Origin of the sequence: Streptosporangium amethystogenes (assembly GCF_000721075.1) — a bacterium.
Lineage (GTDB): Bacteria > Actinomycetota > Actinomycetes > Streptosporangiales > Streptosporangiaceae > Streptosporangium > Streptosporangium amethystogenes.
In genome coordinates this window covers 131,761-150,316 of record NZ_JOEQ01000013.1, presented here as the reverse complement: position 1 = coordinate 150,316, position 18,556 = coordinate 131,761, and the positions used below count along the sequence as shown (strand labels likewise).

Annotated in this window: 17 protein-coding genes; 10 read left to right on the top strand and 7 right to left on the bottom strand. The window is 69.4% G+C overall.

Annotated elements, in window-relative coordinates; genetic code table 11:
* Together IG98_RS45085 and IG98_RS0120775 are read right to left on the bottom strand one after the other, a co-directional pair.
* Positions 1 to 231, bottom strand: coding sequence for a ferredoxin (locus tag IG98_RS45085; RefSeq protein WP_037970878.1), 231 nt, complete (start codon positions 229 to 231; stop codon positions 1 to 3).
* A 2-nt stretch (positions 232 to 233) separates the two neighbouring features.
* Complete coding sequence (locus IG98_RS0120775) at positions 234 to 1,451, bottom strand: cytochrome P450 (RefSeq protein WP_030914395.1); 1,218 nt, start codon at positions 1,449 to 1,451, stop codon at positions 234 to 236.
* A 105-nt stretch (positions 1,452 to 1,556) separates the two neighbouring features.
* Here IG98_RS0120775 and IG98_RS0120770 point away from each other — a divergent pair, with 105 nt between their 5' ends.
* Entirely contained in the window at positions 1,557 to 2,114 is a 558-nt protein-coding gene (locus tag IG98_RS0120770) for a TetR/AcrR family transcriptional regulator (protein ID WP_030914392.1), read from the top strand.
* 19 nt (positions 2,115 to 2,133) lie between these two features.
* Here IG98_RS0120770 and IG98_RS0120765 read toward each other — a convergent pair whose 3' ends face one another.
* Both IG98_RS0120765 and IG98_RS0120760 read right to left on the bottom strand, forming a co-directional pair.
* On the bottom strand, positions 2,134 to 3,048 hold the full coding sequence (locus IG98_RS0120765) for an IS982 family transposase (RefSeq protein WP_030914389.1): 915 nt from the start codon (positions 3,046 to 3,048) through the stop codon (positions 2,134 to 2,136).
* Positions 3,049 to 3,118: 70 nt separating this feature from the next.
* A complete protein-coding gene (locus IG98_RS0120760) occupies positions 3,119 to 4,114 on the bottom strand; it encodes a zinc-dependent alcohol dehydrogenase family protein (RefSeq protein WP_245651645.1) in 996 nt (331 codons plus the stop codon).
* Between the two features lie 160 nt (positions 4,115 to 4,274).
* Between IG98_RS0120760 and IG98_RS0120755 the strand changes: the two genes are divergently transcribed.
* Positions 4,275 to 4,904 carry a TetR/AcrR family transcriptional regulator gene (locus IG98_RS0120755; protein ID WP_030914380.1) on the top strand — a complete coding sequence of 210 codons (630 nt, stop codon included), beginning with the start codon at positions 4,275 to 4,277 and terminating at the stop codon, positions 4,902 to 4,904.
* Between the two features lie 114 nt (positions 4,905 to 5,018).
* Here the strand turns inward: IG98_RS0120755 and IG98_RS0120750 are convergent, their stop codons facing one another.
* Positions 5,019 to 5,573, bottom strand: a complete 555-nt coding sequence (locus IG98_RS0120750; protein ID WP_030914378.1) for an NAD(P)/FAD-dependent oxidoreductase — start codon at positions 5,571 to 5,573, stop codon at positions 5,019 to 5,021.
* A gap of 175 nt (positions 5,574 to 5,748) precedes the next feature.
* Positions 5,749 to 6,195 carry an Lrp/AsnC family transcriptional regulator gene (locus IG98_RS0120745; protein WP_030914375.1) on the bottom strand — a complete coding sequence of 149 codons (447 nt, stop codon included), beginning with the start codon at positions 6,193 to 6,195 and terminating at the stop codon, positions 5,749 to 5,751.
* Between the two features lie 93 nt (positions 6,196 to 6,288).
* On the opposite strand from IG98_RS0120745, the gene IG98_RS0120740 reads away from it, so the two are divergent.
* The 5 genes from IG98_RS0120740 (at position 6,289) to IG98_RS0120720 (ending at position 10,784) form a co-directional block, all read left to right on the top strand.
* Complete coding sequence (locus IG98_RS0120740) at positions 6,289 to 7,152, top strand: LLM class flavin-dependent oxidoreductase (protein ID WP_030914372.1); 864 nt, start codon at positions 6,289 to 6,291, stop codon at positions 7,150 to 7,152.
* Between the two features lie 2 nt (positions 7,153 to 7,154).
* Positions 7,155 to 7,580 carry a nucleoside deaminase gene (locus IG98_RS0120735; protein ID WP_030914369.1) on the top strand — a complete coding sequence of 142 codons (426 nt, stop codon included), beginning with the start codon at positions 7,155 to 7,157 and terminating at the stop codon, positions 7,578 to 7,580.
* Positions 7,581 to 7,725: 145 nt separating this feature from the next.
* On the top strand, positions 7,726 to 8,385 hold the full coding sequence (locus tag IG98_RS0120730) for a TetR/AcrR family transcriptional regulator (RefSeq protein WP_030914367.1): 660 nt from the start codon (positions 7,726 to 7,728) through the stop codon (positions 8,383 to 8,385).
* Between the two features lie 146 nt (positions 8,386 to 8,531).
* Positions 8,532 to 9,470, top strand: a complete 939-nt coding sequence (locus tag IG98_RS0120725) for an NADP-dependent oxidoreductase (protein ID WP_030914363.1) — start codon at positions 8,532 to 8,534, stop codon at positions 9,468 to 9,470.
* A 306-nt stretch (positions 9,471 to 9,776) separates the two neighbouring features.
* Positions 9,777 to 10,784 carry an SDR family oxidoreductase gene (locus IG98_RS0120720; protein ID WP_030914360.1) on the top strand — a complete coding sequence of 336 codons (1,008 nt, stop codon included), beginning with the start codon at positions 9,777 to 9,779 and terminating at the stop codon, positions 10,782 to 10,784.
* A 3-nt stretch (positions 10,785 to 10,787) separates the two neighbouring features.
* On the opposite strand, the gene IG98_RS0120715 is transcribed toward IG98_RS0120720, so the two are convergent.
* The gene (locus tag IG98_RS0120715; protein ID WP_030914357.1) at positions 10,788 to 12,524 is read right to left on the bottom strand and encodes a glycoside hydrolase family 15 protein; all 1,737 of its coding nucleotides are present in this window, start codon (positions 12,522 to 12,524) and stop codon (positions 10,788 to 10,790) included.
* Positions 12,525 to 12,644: 120 nt separating this feature from the next.
* On the opposite strand from IG98_RS0120715, the gene IG98_RS0120710 reads away from it, so the two are divergent.
* The 3 genes from IG98_RS0120710 (at position 12,645) to IG98_RS0120700 (ending at position 18,508) form a co-directional block, all read left to right on the top strand.
* Positions 12,645 to 14,450: a thiamine pyrophosphate-requiring protein gene (locus tag IG98_RS0120710; RefSeq protein ID WP_030914353.1), complete on the top strand. Its 1,806-nt coding sequence runs from the start codon at positions 12,645 to 12,647 to the stop codon at positions 14,448 to 14,450.
* Positions 14,447 to 15,550 carry an enolase C-terminal domain-like protein gene (locus IG98_RS0120705; RefSeq protein WP_030914351.1) on the top strand — a complete coding sequence of 368 codons (1,104 nt, stop codon included), beginning with the start codon at positions 14,447 to 14,449 and terminating at the stop codon, positions 15,548 to 15,550. Before IG98_RS0120710 ends, IG98_RS0120705 begins: the two co-directional genes overlap by 4 nt.
* A gap of 111 nt (positions 15,551 to 15,661) precedes the next feature.
* Positions 15,662 to 18,508 (top strand): FAD-binding and (Fe-S)-binding domain-containing protein, encoded by a 2,847-nt coding sequence (locus IG98_RS0120700; RefSeq protein WP_245651644.1) that lies wholly within the window; start codon positions 15,662 to 15,664, stop codon positions 18,506 to 18,508.
* Positions 18,509 to 18,556: the final 48 nt, after the last annotated feature.

Genomic DNA, 18,556 nt, shown 5'->3' with positions numbered 1-18,556 from the left:
TCAACGCCCGGCGGCCTGGGGCGTTCCCGGGGCGGGAGAGGAGTCAGGCCGGAGGCTGAGAGCTCCGACCGGGCAGATCCGCACCGCGTGGCGGAGGCCGTCGGCGTCGGCCTCGGTGACCTCGCCGATCACGACGACGAGTCCCTCGTCGTCGGAGTCGAAGATCTCCGGCAGGACGAGCGAGCACTGCCCGGCGCCGACACAGCGCAGGCGGTCAGCGATGATTCTCATGGTCACCAGGCCACCGGGAGCGCGTGCAGGCCGAAGATCACGCCGTCGTACTTGAACGGCAGTTCGTCGTCGTCGCCCACGACGCGCAGACCGGGAATCCGCTCGAAGAGCGTGCGGTAGGCGATCTCCAGTTCGGCACGGGCGAGGTTCTGCCCGAGGCACTGGTGCACGCCGTACCCGAACGCCACGTGGTTACGGGCGCCACGCCGCAGGTCGAGCTCGTCGGGACGTTCGAAGGCCCGGGGGTCCCGGTTGGCCGAGGCTCCGAGCACGAAGATGCCCTCTCCCCGGCGCACGTTCTGGCCGCCGATCTCCATGTCCTCGGTCGCGACCCGGTCGAAGGCCACCCAGTCGACGATGGAGTGGTAACGCAGCAGCTCCTCCACGGCCGGTGCCCAGCCGTCGGGAGCGGCACGTAGCTCGGCGAGCCGGGCGGGATGGCGCAGCAGCGTGAGGACGCCCAGCGAGATCATGTTGGCTGTGGTCTCGTGCCCGGCCAGGAGCAGCAGGAACGTCATGCCGACCAGTGCGTCGTGGGAGAGTTCTCCGGTCGCTTGCCGGGTGGTCACGAGCCGTCCGATGAGGTCGTCGCCGGGGTTGCGCCCGGCCTCGGTGACGAGGCCGTCGAGGTAGTCCCAGATCTCCATGGCCGCGGCCATGGCATCCCGCTGGGATCTGCCGGCGGCGCCGACCATCCGGCGGGTCCTGGACTGGAAGAAGTCGTGTTCGGAGTACGGTACGCCGAGAAGCCGGCAGATCACCATTGAGGGGACGGCGAGCCCGAACGCCTCGACCAGGTCGGCGGAGGAGCCCTGTTCGAGCATGTCGTCGATGAGCCGGTCGGTGACGTGCTGGATGTCAGGGCGCATCTCCCTGACGCGCCGGACGCTGAACTCGGGGATCAGCATCCGCCGGTGAACGTCGTGTTCGGGGGGATCCATGTCGATGAACTGTCCCGCGCGAAACCGTGCGCCCGCCTCTCGTTCCTCGGCCGAGGGTGGCTTCGCCGACAGGGCGGACATCGGGTGGCCGGGTGTGGCGGGGTCGGTGCTGATCCTGGGGTCGGAGAGCACCTGCTGGGCCTCGGCGTGCCGGGTGACCAGCCAGACCCGCCCGCCGGGAAGCTCCGCCCCGACCAGTGGTGCCTCCTCGCGGAGGCGTTCGTACTCGGGCGGGGGCGCGAACGGGCAGTTACGAGGTAAGGGGAAACCCTGAGCCATAATCTTCTCCTCACAGGCCAGGTCCGAGTTTGCTTACTTACATGAAAGTAAGTAAATCCGGAGCGGCCGTCAAGGCATGGCGCGAAGAGGAGTGGCGGACCGGCGATGAATGCCCGACGCAGCGACACCAAGGAACGGATCCAGCAGGTCGCGCTGGAGCTGTTCGCCGAGCAGGGATACGACAAGACCTCGCTGCGGGAGGTGGCGGAGCGGCTGGAGATCACAAGACCCGCGCTCTATTACCACTTCAAGGCCAAGGAGGACATCCTCACCAGCGTCATCGACGACCTGAACGGCTCGATCGACGAACTCGTGGAGTGGGCTCGCGCCCAGCCGCACACCGAGGAGGCCAGAGGGGAGATCCTGCGCAGGATCGCGGCTCTCCTCAACGATCACTGGCGGCCGCTCATCCGGTTCGCCCAGGTCAATCAGGCCGTCATGTCCGAGCTGCCGGCCGGTGAGCAGATGCAGCGGCGCATGATGACGATGATCTCGGTGTTGAGCGCGCCGGAGGACGGGCTGGTCCGGCAGTTCGAGGCCCGACTGGCGGTGATCGCACTCATCATGGGCAGCGTTCCCTTCCTGCTCGACATGGAGGTGCCCGAGGAGGAACGGAGCGCGGTCGCGCTGACCGTCGCCGCGAAACTCGTCGCCGGAGACTAGATGATCGATTCCAAGGGGTTCAGTGGTCGTAGGCGGTCAGGGCGCGCAGGACTGGCTGGTCGGTGTGGTCGTTGTTCCAGATTGCGGCAGTGAGGGTGAGGATGCGTTGCAGGACGCGGACGGCCACTCCGCCAGGAGCGCGGCCGCGGTGCCGTTCGAGGTCGAGTTGGCCCTTGAAGGTTTCGTTGATCGATTCGATGACCTGTCGCAGCGGCTTGAACAGCTGCGACCCGGACCGCTCGGCCTCGCCTTTGCGTGCCGGCCGCAGCAGCCGGACACCCAGCTCGGCCAGCCGTTGTTCGAACTCGTGGCCGAAGTAGTTCTTATCGCCGATCAGCGTCTGGCCAGGGCGCTCTGTGGTGAGCTGGGACTCGGCGTCGAGCAGGTCCAGCAGGGTCTCGCGTTCGTTGGCCTTGGCTCCGGTCAGTGCGAAGGCGACGGGCAGGCCGTGCAGTGTGCAGACCAGGTGCAGCCGTAGTCCCCAGAAGTAACGTGTGTGACTGGCGCAGTACCCGTACTGGGCCCATCCGGCCAGGTCGGAGCGCTTGACGGTCTCACGGGAATGGCCGCACTCAACCGGCGTGGAGTCCGCGACCCATACGTCGTCGCTCCACAGCGTGGTGTCCCGGGCCAGTATGCGGATCACGTGGCGTACGAGGTCTGCGGACTTGCGCAGGCGCTTGTTGTAGCCGGGCTGCTTGGGTAGGTAGGGGAACAGGTACCGCAGGTGGGCATGAGCGTGCCGCAGCCACCGCGCCTCGGAGGTGAAGCCGAGCATGGCCTGCATCATCGCCAGGGTCACCAGCTCGGCATCGCTGAGCTGCGGCGCAATGCCCACGGCCGGCCGCCATGGCCCGAACTGCGGCGAACCCTTCAGCAGATCATCGGTCTTTACGTAGAGCGCGGTCGTGAGGGAGTCCAACTCTGTCTTCACGCACCGACATTGGACTCCCTCGCCTCGACTGCGCAGGGGATCGTGGCAATCCCGGCGTGGATACCTTCGACTACGGTGTCAGCACGATCCTGCCGAAGACCTCGCCCGCGTCCATCTTCTGGTGCGCCAGCACGGCTTTGTCCAGTGGCAGCAGGTCGTGCACCACTGTTTCGATCTCGCCGCGACTGGCTGCGGCGAACTGCTCGCTGCGCACGGCACGCAGGTCGGCTTGGGTGACGGTGGCTGCGCTGAAAGTGGCGAAGGACATCGACTTCTGGAACGCCGCCATGATCTTCGTGCCGAAGTCCGCAGGCGGCTGACCTGCGACAGCACCCACGGCCACCATGCGACCGTTCGGGTTGAGCCTGTCGAAGAACGACGGCATGTCCTTGCCGGCCACAATGTCGATGATGACGTCATAGCCCGCTGGAGCCTCTTCCCCTCCGTCGCCGGAGCGGTCCAGCACGTGGGTCGCGCCGAGACGGCGCAGCCGCTCGCCGCGCTCGGCCGACGATGTCGTGACCGCCACCGCGGCACCGCCACCGCGAGCCGCGAGCTGCACTGCCATGATCCCGATGCTGCCGGCCGCGCCACGCACCAGGACCGTCTCCCCGGGAGCGAAATGGGCGTGGCGAAGCCCGAAGTGGGCCACCGCACCGGAACTGCCGAGCGTCACCGCGTCGACGGCGGACAGGCTACTGGGCAGGGGAAGGATCTGCTCGACCGGCGCGACGGCCTGTTCGACATAGCCTCCGCCGGTGCCGGTGAAGGCCCACACCCGCCGGCCGATCCACGACGCGTCGACGCCGTCACCGACCGTGGTCACGGTGCCCGCCACCTCGCTGCCCGGGATGAAGCCCTCCTTGAATCCGTAGGCGGCCAAAGCCCCGCTTCGGATCACGGTGTCGACACCACCGACGCCCACCGCCTCGGTGGCGATCAGCACCTGCCTGGCAGCAGGTGTGGGTACCGGCAGGTCGACAACAGCCAGACCTTCAGGACCTCCGTACGTCTGAATCGCGATTGCCTTCAATGTCGTCTCCACCTTCTTGGACCGCTCAAGCACGATCCTGCTCCATACCCGCCACCGATCGCCGCCCGGCGGTAAGGGGCTTCACACCGCGGCCGAGGATCGGTCCCGGTGCTGCGCGCCCCGATGATCTCGGCGAGCTTCTACGTCTCGAACGGTAACGGACGCCCCCGTCCGCTTAGGTAAAGTGAGAGTGGTGACCGACCATTTGCCTCATACGCTGCGTTCCGACGCGCTGGACAACCGCGAACGCATCCTCGACGCGGCCCGAGCGCTGTTCTCCGCCGACGGCCTGGATGTGCCGATGCGGGAGATCGCGAGGCGCGCCGGGGTGGGACCTGCCACCTTGTACCGTCACTTCCCGACCAAGCAGATGCTGGTCGCCGAAGCCTTCGCGGACCAGTTGCACGCATGTCGCGCCATTGTCGACGAGGGGTGCGCGGATCCTGATCCGTGGCGTGGCCTGTGCCTGGTGATCGAGAAGATCTGTGAGCTGCACGCACGCGATCGGGGCTTCACCGAAGCCTTCCTGTCAACGCTCCCGGGGGCGCCGGATGTCGCGGGACGCGAGTACACGGTGAAAACAGTCGCCGGACTGGCCCAGCGAGCCAAGGACGCAGGGCACCTGAGGCCCGACTTCGTCCTGGACGACCTCATTCTCGTACTCATGGCCAACAAGGGGATCCACGCCACATCTACCGCCACCCAGGTCATGGCCTCCCGACGCTTCGCAGGGCTGGCGATCCAGGCGTTCGAAGCCTGCCCTCACCACGCACCGCTACCACCAGCAGCACGACTGGCATCCGCAGCACCGGCCAGCGCCTGACCGTGGGTGAGCGGTATCCACGCTCGACACGCGAACCACTGAACCCCTTGGAATAGATCGTCTAGCGCCGCGGTCCTTCAGGTGGATACGCAGATTGGCGGCCGAACGACGGACTCATGCGTCGTACCGATGGTCGCCGGGGTTCGGCCGTCGGGTTTCGCGCCAGTATTCGGGAACGCTCAGCGGCCAGATGAGCGAGACGCGACCCGACTCGCTCTGGTACCAGTTGTTCACCCAGCTCACCCCCCAGGCCATCTGGCGGTTCTTCTCGTCGATGATGCGGTTGAAGGCGTCGAACGCCTCTTGAGTCGGTTCGATGGTGCGACGACCAGTGGTGAGGAGTTGTCGCAACGCCTCAAGAACGTAACGGATTCCGGCCTCCGCGAAGACCGAGATGCTCCCATTGGTGACCCCACCCGTGTTGGGACCCATGATCATGAAGAAATTGGGGAAATCGGGGACGGAGATGCCGTAGTAGCCGCAGGGCTCCCCGGCCCAGTAGTCGTGTAGTTCTCTGCCCTCTCGCCCGTGGACTTCCCAGCCGGGAAGGGTCTGGTTGGTGTCGAATCCGGTCGCGAAGACGATGACGTCGACGGAATGCTCGACGCCGTCGTTGTCGACGACGGCGTCGGCGGTGATCGAGTCGATCCCGCTGGTGACGAGGTTCACATTGTCGCGCTGGAGCGCATACGGCCCCCGACGACTCGACCGCCGAGTCGATCCGGGGCAGGGCGCCGGAGATCCGACCCGTCGTGGCATGAGGCGGTCCCCTCACGGGGAAACGGTCCGTATGTCGCAGCCCGGACGGCGCCGCGAATGATCTTATGTCGCCACCGCCGGCGGGTCAGGGGCCCTGGGGGCCTCGGTAGGGCAGGGTCTGGCTGTAGACGAGGTTGGTGGTGGTGCTGCCGAACTGGGCCAGTTCGTCGACGAGCTGTTCGAGGTGGGCCATGGAGGTCGCGGCCATCTTCAGCACGTAGCAGTCGTCGCCGGTGGTCCGCAGGCACTCCAGGATCTCGGGGCGCTCGTCGAGCAGCCGGTGCAGGGGCTGGTGCCGACTGCCCGGATACTTCAGGCGTACCACGGCGAGCACGGCGAAGCCGACCTTCGCCAGGTCGACGTGGGCGTGGTAGCCGGTGATGACGCCCGCCGCCTCCAGGCGCCTGATCCGCTCGGTCGTGGCGGAGGCGCTGAGGTTCACCCGCCGCCCCAGCTCGGTCAGCGGGATGCGGCCGTCGCGCTGGACCTCGGCCAGGATCGACCAGTCGGTGGCATCGAGGCTCTCGGTCATCTGGTAAAGGTAGCGGCATATTCACGGCATATCGCCTGTTACGCCGGGGAAACTCTCTTCCGCCGGAAAACAACAGCTGGATAGCCTGAACTGGTGCAAATAGGCGTTAATGTCCCGAATTTTGGTCCAGGCACCGACCCCGGCGTGCTGCGCGACTGGGCGCAGACGGTGGAGGGCCTGGGTTTCGACCTGCTCATGGTCTCCGACCACATCGCGATAACACCCGACGTCGCCGAACAGTACCCGGCGCCGTTCTACGAACCCTTCACCACCCTCGCCTGGCTGGCCGGCGTCACCGGCAGGGTCAGGCTCGGGACCACGGTGCTCATCGTGCCGTACCGGCACCCGCTGCTCGTCGCCCGCATGGCCGCCAACCTCAACCAGCTCAGCGGGGGACGGCTCGTCCTCGGCGTGGGCGTCGGCTGGGCGCGGCAGGAGTTCGACGCGCTCGGAGTCCCGTTCCAGCGGCGCGGGGCGCTGACCGACGATCACCTCCGGGCGATCCGCGCCGCCTGGGACGATGACAAGGACTACCGTGCCGGGCGGATACCGATCTGGGTCGGCGGCAACAGCGACGCCGGCCTGCGCCGGGCGGTACACCTCGGCGAGGCGTGGCATCCACTGCGGGTCACCCTGCCCTGGCTGCGCGAGGCGCTGGGGCGGTTGAAGACCATCGCCGAGGAGTCCGGACGGCCGGTGCCTGCCCTGACCCCCCGGATCGCCCTGCGGCTCACCGAGGCACCGATCACCGACCCCGGGCGGCTCGCCGGGGAGGGCACGATCGACCAGGTGCTCGACGACCTTGAACAGCTGCGCCTGCTGGGCTCCGACACCGTCGTGCTCGATCCGTTCAACGGCGACCCGGACGAGACGCTCCATCCGCGGGTGGCGTGGCAGGCGCTCGCCACCGTGGCCGCCCGCTGGTCTCCGGGTACGCATCACTCAGGAACGAGGTGACCATGACGCACGACGACGAACACCTGCTGCGCAGGGCCATCGAGCTCGCCGCCGAGGCGCGGGCGGCCGGTGACCCGCCGTTCGGGTCACTGCTGGTGGGCCCGGACGGCACCGTGCTCGCCGAGGACCGCAACACGGTTCTCAGCGACGCCGACGTCACCGCCCACCCCGAGCTCAAGCTGGCCAGGTGGGCGGCCCGCGAGCTCGACCCCGCCGCCGCGGCCGCCACGACCATGTACACGAGCTGCCAGCCCTGCCCCATGTGCACGGGCGCGATCGAACGGTCCGGCCTTGGCCGAGTGGTGTTCGCGCTCTCCGCCGAACAGCTCGCGAGCCTCAAGCCGGAGGTGGCCGGCACCGGCGCCCGCCAGGAGGGTCCCGCCCTGTTCGAGGAGGCGCGCGTCCCGGTCGAGGGTTACTATCACTGATTTGGTTCGATGGTTTCCACGGTCGTCTCAAGGATCTCGGCGGCGCCGGAGCGGGATCACATCATCTCGCCGCGGGCCGTCAGGCCGTCTTCGGCATGCCCTGCTAGGGTGCGATGTCTAATCAATCGTTCGATTGAGAGACGTCGTGTCAAACCTCGATCAGATCCAGCGGGCCGCGGTGGGGCTCTTCGCGGAACGGGGCTTCGCGGCCACGGGCATCCGCGAGATCGGCCGCGCGGCCGGGCTGAACTCGGCCACGCTGTACCACTACGCGGGCGGCAAGGAAGAGCTGCTGGCCGGGATCATGCGCGCGGGCCTGGGCGAGCTGCTGCGCGCCGGGCGCGAGGCCCTGGAGCCCAGCGCGGACCCGGCCGTCCAGCTCGCCAGGCTGGTGCTCGCCCAGGTCGCGACGGAGGCGGTCAACCCGCTCACCTGCCAGGTCACCGACCGCGAGGTGCGGGCACTGACCGGGAACAACCACGCGGAGATCGTCGCCATGCGTGACGACTACGAGTCCATGTTCCAGCGCGTGCTGGAACGGGGGGTACGCACAGGGGAGTTCCAGATCACCGACCTGCGGGTGGCCAGGCTGGCGCTGCTAGAGATGTGCAACGGGGTCGCCTTCTGGTACCGCCCCGACGGCCGACTGTCGGTCGCCCAGCTGCAGGACCGCTTCGTCGAGCTGGCCTGCAGGCTGGTCGGCTCCCGGCTGGTCGGCCGTCAGGAGTACGGGCCCGAGATCGTCACCGTGTCGCTCAGCTCCGAGCCCCGTGACGGGAACGTCGGCGTCGAGGCGTCGGCGTGAGCGCCTGAGCCGCGGCTCTCGGTATCCCGAAGACGGCATCGATTCATCATCGAAAGGCGGGAAGCCGGCATCCTCCCCTTCCCGAGGGAGGAGACTCCCCATCTCCCTTCCCGCCCGAAGGCGGGGTTTCCAAATTGGAGGATCTGATGAAGGCGGTCGTTTACCGGCGCTACGGGGGGCCGGAGGTCCTGGAGATGGGGGAGGTCCCCGAGCCGAAACTCGGCCCGGAGTCCGTTCTCGTCGACGTCAGGACGGTGTCGGTCAACCCGGTCGACTGGCAGATAGCCGCCGGGCATCTGGACAGCCGTTTCGACGTGCATTTTCCCGTTGTCCCTGGCTGGGACGTCGCAGGGGTGATCGCGAAGGTCGGCCCGACGGTCACCGGCTTCGCGGTGGGGGACGAGGTGATCGGGTACGTGCGCGAGGATTCCATCGGGAGGGGAACCTACGCCGAGCGGGTGGCCGCGCCGGTACGCACCATCGCCCGCAAGCCGGTCAATCTGAGCTGGGAGCAGGCGGCGGCCGTCCCCATCGCCGGCCTCACCGCCTACCAGTCGCTCGTCCACGCGCTGCGGGTGGGGGCCGGTGACACCGTGCTGGTGCAGGCCGCGGCGGGCGGTGTCGGGTCGTTCGCCGTACAGATCGCCGCCGCCCTGGGAGCGCGTGTCATCGGCACCGCCTCGGCCCGCAACCACGACTACCTGCGGGGCCTCGGAGCCGAGCCCGTCACCTACGGCCCCGGGCTCGGCGAGCGGGTCCGGGCGCTCGCGCCGGCCGGAGTCAGCGCGATCGTGGACATGTACGGCGGCGAGGCACTGGTCTCCTCCCTCGACCTGCTGCGCGAGGACGCGCGGGGGCGGGTCGTCTCGCTGACCAACGACGGCGTGCTGGAGCACGGCGGCGTCTTCGTGTTCGCCAGGCCGAGCACGGCGGACCTCGACGAGCTGCGACAGATGATCGAGAACGGTCTGGTCGTCCCGGAGATCGCGACGGTGCTGGATCTGTCGGAGGCCGCCGAGGCCTTCCGGCTGAGCCGGAGCGGGCACGTGCGAGGCAAGATTGTCCTTCGGGTCTCGGCGGGCTGAGGCGGGGCGGGTCGGGGCATCCGCGCGGGTCGTCCGGCCTTTTTTCGTCTCGTGCGGAGAGCGTGAGGTTCTGGACTGACCGGACGGCGCGGCGGTGTGGCACGCGCCGCGGCCGTCGACGCGGACAGGGCGCCCGAGGTGTCGAACACCACCTGCAGGCGTGGCCAAGCCGGTGAGGGGAATGCCTGGTGCAGGCAGCCGCAGAGGTCGGCGACGGCCGGCGGGGCCGGCTCGGTGTCGCCGGGGCACGCGAGCGGGAGCCGGGGATACGGGCCCTGTGCCCGACTGTCAAAGGAGGTTCTGGCGATGGCCGGACGCGTGGTGGTGGTCACGGGGGCCAGTGGGGGAATCGGCCGTGCGACCGCGCGGGCCTTCGGTGCCCAGGGGGCGAAAGTGGCCCTGCTGGCACGGGGGGAGGCCGGGTTGCGGGGGGCGGCGGAGGATGTGACGGCGGCCGGCGGCCAGGCGCTCGTGCTCCCGACGGACGTGGCCGACTACGGCGCGGTCCGGGAGGCGGGGCGGCGCGCGGAAAGGGAGCTCGGCCCGGTCGACGTGTGGGTGAACGTGGCGTTCAGCTCGGTGTTCGCCGAGTTCGTCGACATCGAGCCGGAGGAGTTCAAACGGGTCACGGAGGTGACCTATCTGGGGGTCGTCCACGGTACGAGGGTGGCGCTGGACCTGATGCTGCCGCGTGACCGCGGCGTGATCGTGCAGACCGGATCGGCACTGGCCAAACGCGGCATTCCCCTACAGTCCGCCTACTGTGGGGCGAAACATGCCATCCAGGGGTTTCATGAGTCGCTGCGCACGGAACTGTTGCACCACGGCAGCGGGGTGCGGGTCACGATCGTGCACATGCCCGCGGTGAACACGCCGCAGTTCGGCTGGGTCCTGTCACGCCTGCCGAGGCAGGCGCAGCCGGTCCCGCCCATCTACCAGCCGGAGGTCGCGGCCCGGGCGCTGCTGTACGCCGCCGATCACCCGGAGCGCCGGGAGTACTGGGTCGGTGGTAGCACCGTCGCCACCCTGCTGGCCAACAAGGTCGTTCCCGGGCTGCTGGACCACTACCTGGCGAGGACGGGTTTTGAGTCCCAGCAGACGGATCAGTACCGTGACCCTGACCAGCCCGCCAACCTGTGGCGGCCCGCCGACGGCGAGGACGGCAGGGACTACGGTGCGCACGGAATCTTCGACAGCCGCTCCCACCGGCGCAGCTACCAGCTGTGGGGGGCGGAGCATCGCGCGGTGCTGGCGGTGGGGGGAGCCGCACTGGGACTGGCCGGGCTGCGCCTGCTGCGCCGGATGCGCCGCTGAGCGTCAGCGGGCCAGCCGGGTCGCGCTCTCCAGCAGCATGGCGTGGGCGAACGCCTGCGGCAGGTTGGCGCGGAGCCGGCGCTGGACCACGTCGTACTCCTCGGTGAACAGGCCGGTGGTGCCGCAGCTGGACCGGATCCGTTCGAAGCAGCCGAGTGCCCGGGCGGTGTTCCCCTGCTGGTGTTCGGCCAGGGCGAGCAGGAAACCGCAGAGGGTGAACGCCCCCTCGGCCTGGCCGAGGGGGCGTTCGTCGATCCGGTAGCGGTAGACGAACCCCTCCTGGACGAGCGTGTCGCGGACCGCCGCCAACGTCGCGACGGTGCGCGGGTCATCGCCGGACAGCGCGCCGCGCAGCGGTGGCAGGAGGAGGGACGCGTCGATGCGGTCGTCGTCGGGGGCGCGCCGCCAGCGGCCCGTGACGTGCAGACTGGATTTGGTGGTGGCGGCCAGGATCGTCTCGGCGAGCGAGAGCCATCCGGCCGTCTCGGCGGTGTCCCGGACGAGGGCCGAGAAGGCCCGCAGCCCGGCCACACAGGTCAGCCGGGAGTGCGTCCACCGCCGGTCGTCGATCTCCCAGATGCCGGCCTCCGGCTCCTGCCAGCGCTTGGCGATCGCCGCCACGGCGGTGCGTGCCGCGCGGACGGCCTCGGGAGGCAGTCGATCCGCCCGCTGAGCCGCGGCGAACAGCAACAGCGCCTCGCCGAAGACGTCCAGCTGGAACTGGCCGGTGACGCGGTTACCGACGATCATGTTCCCCCCGGGATAACCGGGCAGCGGCGCCGGTGCCTCCGATGGCACCGGGTGGCCGGTCACCGTGTAGGCGGGTCTCAGCCGCTCGCGGGCGGTGAGGATCCGTTCGGCGACGAAGGCCACCGAGGTGTCGAGCAGTTCGAGCCGGCCGCCGTGGGCCGCCACCGCCTGGCCGGCGTAGCACTGATCACGAATCCAGGCATACCGGTAGTCATAGTTGCGCTGCCCGCCGCTCCGCTCCGGCAGCGACGTCGTCACCGCCGCGACCATCCCGCCGGTACGGCTGGTCAAGCCGGTCAGCACCGCGTACGCGAGCTGGGCGTCCCGCGGCGCGATCGTGTCGTCGCAGGCCGGCACGCTTGCCCGCCAGTCGTTCTCGGTCGCCGCCCACAGGGCGTCCGCGGCCAGCGGGTCGGTATGATCTCCGGCTGACAGTTCGAGAACGAGATCGTGTGCCTGGCCCGGTCCGAGGTCCAGGCACATGGCCAGGCCCCCGTCCACCGGTTCCGCGTGGGCGGCGCCCGCCCAGCGGATGCGGACCTCGCCACTGCGTCCGGTCCACAGCTGCCCCGAGCGGCGCAGCGAGGTCATCGTGTGACGGCTGAAATCAGCTCTCATGTTCAGTTCGACGCGGATCCGTGCGGGACCGCGGATCGCCTCGACCCGGCGGAGCAGGATCGCCCGGTCGCTGTCTGCCGGACGGCCCAGCGCCTCCCGGCACTCCACCACTCCGTCGCCGGTCACCCAGCGGCTCCGCCAGATCAGGCTGCGCTCCTCGTAGTAGCCGCCCCACACCCGCCACTCGTCCTCGGGCCGTACCCAGTAGCCTCCCGCGCCGCCGACCAGCGTGCTGAAGACGGCCGGTGAGTCCCACGAGGGGAAGCACATCCACGCGCAGCCCCCGTCCGGGTCGATGAGCGCGGCGCGTTCGCCGTCGGCGATCACCGCGTACTCGCGCAGCGAGTGGATGCCGCCTTTGAACACTGTCATCCCCTCTATTTGCCCCCGGTTCGTCAAACGCAACGGTAGAGCGACGGGTCGGCGGGTAGGCGAGGTCAAGGGGGACGTCCTGGGGGAGGGCTGTCGCCTGATCCTTGGGGGGAATGACCGATGGCGTCGACGACCGTTGCCGACCATGTGCTGGAACGCCTGCGAGAATGGGGGGTCGAGAGGGTCTTCGGCTATCCGGGCGACGGCATCAACGGCCTGCTCGCCGCCTGGGGACGGGCCGGTGACCGGCCGAGGTTCGTCCAGGCCCGGCACGAGGAGATGAGCGCGTTCGAGGCGGTCGGCTACGCCAAGTTCGCCGGACGCCTCGGTGTCTGCGTGGCGACCTCGGGACCGGGCGCGATCCACCTGCTCAACGGGCTCTACGACGCCAAGCTCGACCACGTCCCGGTGGTCGCGATCGTCGGCCAGACCGACCGCAGCGCGATGGGCGGCTCCTATCAGCAGGAGGTCGACCTGCTGTCGCTGTACAAGGACGTGGCGGGCGACTATCTGCAGATGGTCACCGTGCCGGAACAGTTGCCGAATGTGCTGGACCGGGCGATTCGGGTGGCACTGGCCGAGCGGGCGCCGACCGCGGTCATCCTGCCCGCCGACGTGCAGGAGCTGGAGTACTCCGCGCCGGGCCACGCGTTCAAGATGGTGCCCTCCAGCCTGGGCGTCGACTGGCCGGAGATCTCTCCCGACGGCACCGCGCTCCGCCACGCCGCGGACCTGCTGAACGCCGGTGAGAGGGTCGCGATCCTGGCCGGTGCGGGTGCCCGCGGGGCCCGTGAGGAGCTCCAGCGGGTCGCCGAGCTGCTGGGGGCGGGCGTGGCCAAGGCGCTGCTGGGCAAGGACGTGCTGTCGGACGAACTGCCGTATGTGACCGGCTCGATCGGGCTGCTGGGCACCCGGCCGAGCTACGAGATGATGAACGGCTGCGACACGTTGCTCACCGTCGGCTCCAGCTTCCCCTACACCCAGTTCATGCCGGGGTTCGACCAGGCGCGGGCCGTGCAGATCGACATCGATCCCAAGCGGATCGGCATGCGCTACCCCTACGAGGTGAACCTGGTCGGAGACGCCGCGATCACCCTGCGGGCGCTCATCCCGCTGCTGGAACCCAAACAGGACCGCTCCTGGCGCAAGCGCATCGAGTCCGATGTCGAGCGGTGGTGGGAGACCGTGCGGATGGAGGCGATGGTCGAGGCCAAGCCGATCAACCCGATGCGCCTGTTCCACGAGCTGTCCGTACGGCTGCCCGACAACGCGATCGTCACCGCCGACTCCGGTTCGGCCGCCAACTGGTACGCCCGTAACCTGCGCTTCCGCGGCGACGTACGCGGCTCGCTGTCGGGCACGCTGGCCACCATGGGGCCGGGCGTGCCGTACGGGATCGGCGCCAAGTTCGGCTGTCCGGACCGTCCGGTGATCGTGTTCGCCGGTGACGGCGCGATGCAGATGAACGGCCTGGCCGAGCTCATCACCGTCAAGCGCTACTGGCGGGACTGGTCCGATCCACGGCTGGTCGTCGCGGTGCTGCACAACAACGACCTCAACCAGGTGACCTGGGAGATGCGCGCCATGCAGGGCGCGCCCAAGTTCCCGCAGTCGCAGACCCTGCCCGACGTGGACTACGCCGGCTTCGCCGCCTCTCTCGGCCTGGGCGCCGTCACCGTCGACCGGCCCGATCAGATCGGGCCGGCCTGGGAGCAGGCGCTGAGTGCCGACCGGCCCGTGCTCCTGGACGTGCACGTCGATCCGGACGTGCCGCCGATCCCGCCGCATGTCAGCTTCGAGCAGATGAAGGACACCGCCGAGGCGCTCCTGCGGGGCGACGAGGACCGCTGGGGGGTCATCATGGAAGGCATCAAGACCAAGGTCCAGGAGTTCCTGCCGCACTGTGACAACGGCGACGGCAGGTGATCGACCCGCCGATCGAGTCGGTCGAGGCGAGCGTCTACACCGTCCCGACCGACTCACCCGAGGCCGACGGGACGCTGGCGTGGGATTCGACCACGATCGTGCTGGCGCGGGTGCGGGCGGCCGGGGGCACCGGCCTCGGCTGGACGTACGGGCCCGCCGCCTGTGCTGCCGTCATCGGCGATCGGCTCGCCCCGGTGCTGCTCGGCCGCGCCGCGCTGGACATCTCCGGAGCCTGGCGGGCGATGGTCCGCGCCGTCCGTAACGACGGGAGGCCGGGGACGGTCGGATACGCGATCTCCGCCGTGGACGTGGCGCTGTGGGATCTGAAGGCCCGCCTGCTCGAACTGCCGTTGCACCGGCTGATCGGCGCGGTGCACGAGGAGGTCCCGGTCTACGGCAGCGGCGGTTTCACCACCTACGACGACCGGCGGCTGACCCGGCAGCTCGTCCACTGGACCCAGGAGCGGCGGATTCCCAGGGTGAAGATCAAGATCGGTGAGTCGTGGGGCGCCGCTCCCGGCCGGGATCTGGACCGGATGCGCCTGACCAGGGAGGTCGTCGGCGACGAGGTCGGGCTGTTCGTCGATGCCAACGGTGCCTACACCGTCAAGCAGGCCGTTCGGGTGATGGACGAGGCGGCCGACCTGGACGTGCGCTGGTTGGAGGAGCCGGTCTCCTCCGACGACCTGCACGGGTTGCGTGAGGTCCGTGACGCGGTCCTGCCCGAGGTCACGGCCGGAGAGTACGGGTACGACCTCACGTATTTCCGGCGGATGTGCCAGGCGGGGGCGGTGGACTGTCTGCAGGCCGACGTGTCCCGCTGCGGGGGCATCAGTGAATGGCTCCGTGTCGCCGCCGTCGCGGCCTCGTACGGTCTGCAGATCTCCGGCCACTGCGCGCCGCACCTGCACGCGCACGCCGCCGCGGCCACCCTCAACCTGCGCCACCTGGAATGGTTCCACGACCACGTGCGCATCGAGTCGATGTTCTTCGACGGCGTCCTCGACCCGACCGGCGGCAGCGTCCGGCCACGCCCCGACGCCCCCGGCCACGGCCTCACCCTGCGCCGTGCCGACGCGGAGCCGTACCTGGTCGGCTGATCGCGTCCGGCTCCCGGCAAGGTCTGATTCATGCCGGAGCGTTGCCATTTCCTTGGCGATATGCCGGGTATGTGGATAAACATGTCGCTTTATCGCGATCTTAGTGCGCGGGTGGACGGAGAGGTGCGGTGCGACGAGGGGTCGCTGGCCGCCTACGCCCACGACTCCTCGAACTACCGGCAGACGCCGTCCGTGGTCGTGCTGCCCCGTACCGTTGACGCCGCGGTCCAGGCGATAGGCGTCTGCCACGAGTACGGGGTGCCGGTGCACTCCCGTGGCGGCGGCACCAGCCTGGCCGGGCAGTGCTGCAACGAGGGCGTGGTGATCGACTGGTCGAAGTACTGCACGCGGTTGCTGTCGGTGGATGGGGAGCGGGCGCTGGTCGAGCCGGGCGTCTGCCTGGACGACCTCAACGCCGAGCTCGCGGACCGCCGGCTGATGGTCGGCCCGAAGCCGGCCACTCACGACACCTGCACGATTGGCGGGATGATCGGCAACAACTCGTGCGGGGCCTCGGCGCAGGCGTACGGGAAGATGGTCGACTCGGTGATCCGCCTGGAGGTGCTCACCTACGACGGTCTGCGCATGTGGGTCGGCGAGACCTCCGACGAGGAGTACGGGCGGATCCTCGGGCAGGGCGGCCGGAGGGCGGAGATCTACCGGGCGATGCGGGAGCTGCGCGACGAGAATCTCGCGCTGATCCGCACCCGCTATCCGGACATTCCTCGTCGGGTCTCGGGCTACAACCTGGACTCGCTGCTGCCCGAGAAGGGTTTCAACGTGGCCCAGGTGCTGGTGGGCAGCGAGTCGACGCTGGTCACGGTACTGCGGGCGGAGATCAGGCTGTTCGAGGTGCCGCCGTTCCAGTCGCTGGTGGTGCTGGGTTACCCGGACCTCGCCACGGCCGGCGACATGGTGCCGGAGATCGTGACGCACCGGCCGCTGGCCCTGGAAGGGCTCGACCATGAGTTGATGGACCTGGCCAGGATGGAGCGGGTCGCCGGCGAGGACGTGCTGAACAAGCTGCCCGAGGGGTCGGGCTGGCTGATGGTGCGGTTCGGCGGCGCCACCCGGCAGGAGGCCGACGACCGTGCCCGGAGGCTGGCCGAGAGCGCCGGGCGCGCGCACACCTCCTACTTCGACGATCCGGCCGATGAGGAGCGGATGTGGAAGATCCGTGAGGCCGGGCTGGGCGTGACCGCCTACCCGCCGGACAACCCGGACACCCATGAAGGGTGGGAGGACGCGGCGGTCCCGCCGGACCGGCTCGGCGACTATCTGCGTGACTTCCAGGAACTCCTGCGCAGGTTCGGCTACCACAGAAGTTCTCTTTACGGGCATTTCGGGCAAGGGTGCGTGCACACCCGCACGCCGTTCGATCTGGACGATCCCGAGGGGGTGGCGAAGTACCGCCGCTTCGTGGAGGAGGCCGCGCACCTCGTCGCCTCCTACGGAGGTTCGCTGTCCGGTGAACACGGCGACGGGCAGTCCCGCGGCGAGCTGCTGCCGATCATGTTCGGCCATGAGATCGTCCGGTTGTTCGGCGACCTCAAGCGGATCTGGGATCCCACCTGGCGGATGAATCCCGGCAAGATCGTCAAACCGTACCGGCTGGACGAGAACCTCGATCACCTCGACTACCACCCGAAGGAGCCGAGGACGCACTTCGACTACCCGGCGGATCACCACCGGTTCACCCACGCCGCCGCCCGCTGCGTCGGCATCGGCAAATGCCGTTCCAGCTCCGGCGGGGTGATGTGCCCCAGCTACCGGGTCACCCGGGAGGAGAAGCACAGCACCCGCGGCCGGGCCCGCATCCTGATGGAGATGATGCGCGGCGAGACCATCACCGGCGGCTGGCGTTCCGAGGAGGTACACGAGGCGCTCGACCTGTGCCTGGCCTGCAAGGGATGCAGGGGCGAATGCCCGGTCCACGTGGACATGGCCACCTACAAGGCCGAGTTCCTCTCCCACCACTACCGCAGGCGGCCGCGGCCGGCCGCGCACTACTCGATGGGCTGGCTGCCGCTGTGGGCGAGGCTCGCCTCGGCCGCGCCCGGGGTGGTCAACGCGCTCACCCACGCACCCGGCCTGGGCCGGATCGTCAAGCTCGCCGGTGGCGTGGATCGGCGCCGCGAGCTGCCGAGGTTCGCCGCCCAGCGCTTCACCGACTGGTCCAGGGGCCGGCCCATGGCCGAGGGGGACCAGATCGTGCTGTGGCCGGACACCTTCACCGACAACTTCAATCCCGGCGCGGCCAAGGCGGCGGTGCGCCTGCTGGAAGCATACGGATACCGGGTCGAGGTGCCGCCGACGCCGTTGTGCTGCGGGCTCACCTGGATCTCCACCGGCCAGCTCGCCATGGCCGAGCGCGTCCTGCGCCGGACGGTGGCGGCGCTGGCCCCCCGGCTGCGGCGGGGGGTGCCGATCGTCACGCTGGAGCCCAGCTGCGCCGCCGTCCTGCGCTCCGACGCGCCCGAACTGCTCTCCGGCGATCCCGACGTGAAGCTGCTGGGCGAACAGACCAGGTCGCTGGCGGAGATGCTGCTGGACCGGGTGCCGACCGCTCCGCCACCGGGCACGGGGATCCACGCGATCGCCCAGCCGCACTGTCACCAGCGCGCCGTCTGGGGCTTCGACGCCGACACCAGGCTGCTGGAACGCGTCGGGGTCGAGGTCGAGGTACTGGACGTCGGCTGCTGCGGCCTCGCCGGCAACTTCGGCTTCGAACGCGGCCACCACGAGATATCGACCCGGATAGCCGAGCTGGGCCTGTGGCCCGCCGTACGCGAGGCCGGCCGGGACACCAGGATCCTCGCCGACGGCTTCTCCTGCCGTACCCAGATCGAGTCCGGCACCCGCGCGCGGCCGGCCCACCTCGCCGAACTCCTCGCCGAGGTGTTGTTGCGGCACCGCGGGTCCACGCCCCGGCAGAGCGCCGGTCAGGGCTGTCCGTGACCCCGGCGAGGCCGGTACCCGGACGACACGGGTACCGGCCTCGTCCGG

Excerpts from the sequence above, each read along its gene's own strand:
- IG98_RS45085 (WP_037970878.1), bottom strand. The coding sequence starts at position 231 with ATGAGAATCATCGCTGACCGCCTGCGCTGTGTCGGCGCCGGGCAGTGC.
- IG98_RS0120775 (WP_030914395.1), bottom strand. The coding sequence starts at position 1,451 with ATGGCTCAGGGTTTCCCCTTACCTCGTAACTGCCCGTTCGCGCCCCCG.
- IG98_RS0120770 (WP_030914392.1), top strand. The coding sequence starts at position 1,557 with ATGAATGCCCGACGCAGCGACACCAAGGAACGGATCCAGCAGGTCGCG.
- IG98_RS0120745 (WP_030914375.1), bottom strand. The coding sequence starts at position 6,195 with ATGACCGAGAGCCTCGATGCCACCGACTGGTCGATCCTGGCCGAGGTC.
- IG98_RS0120735 (WP_030914369.1), top strand. The coding sequence starts at position 7,155 with ATGACGCACGACGACGAACACCTGCTGCGCAGGGCCATCGAGCTCGCC.
- IG98_RS0120725 (WP_030914363.1), top strand. The coding sequence starts at position 8,532 with ATGAAGGCGGTCGTTTACCGGCGCTACGGGGGGCCGGAGGTCCTGGAG.
- IG98_RS0120720 (WP_030914360.1), top strand. The coding sequence starts at position 9,777 with ATGGCCGGACGCGTGGTGGTGGTCACGGGGGCCAGTGGGGGAATCGGC.
- IG98_RS0120715 (WP_030914357.1), bottom strand. The coding sequence starts at position 12,524 with ATGACAGTGTTCAAAGGCGGCATCCACTCGCTGCGCGAGTACGCGGTG.
- IG98_RS0120710 (WP_030914353.1), top strand. The coding sequence starts at position 12,645 with ATGGCGTCGACGACCGTTGCCGACCATGTGCTGGAACGCCTGCGAGAA.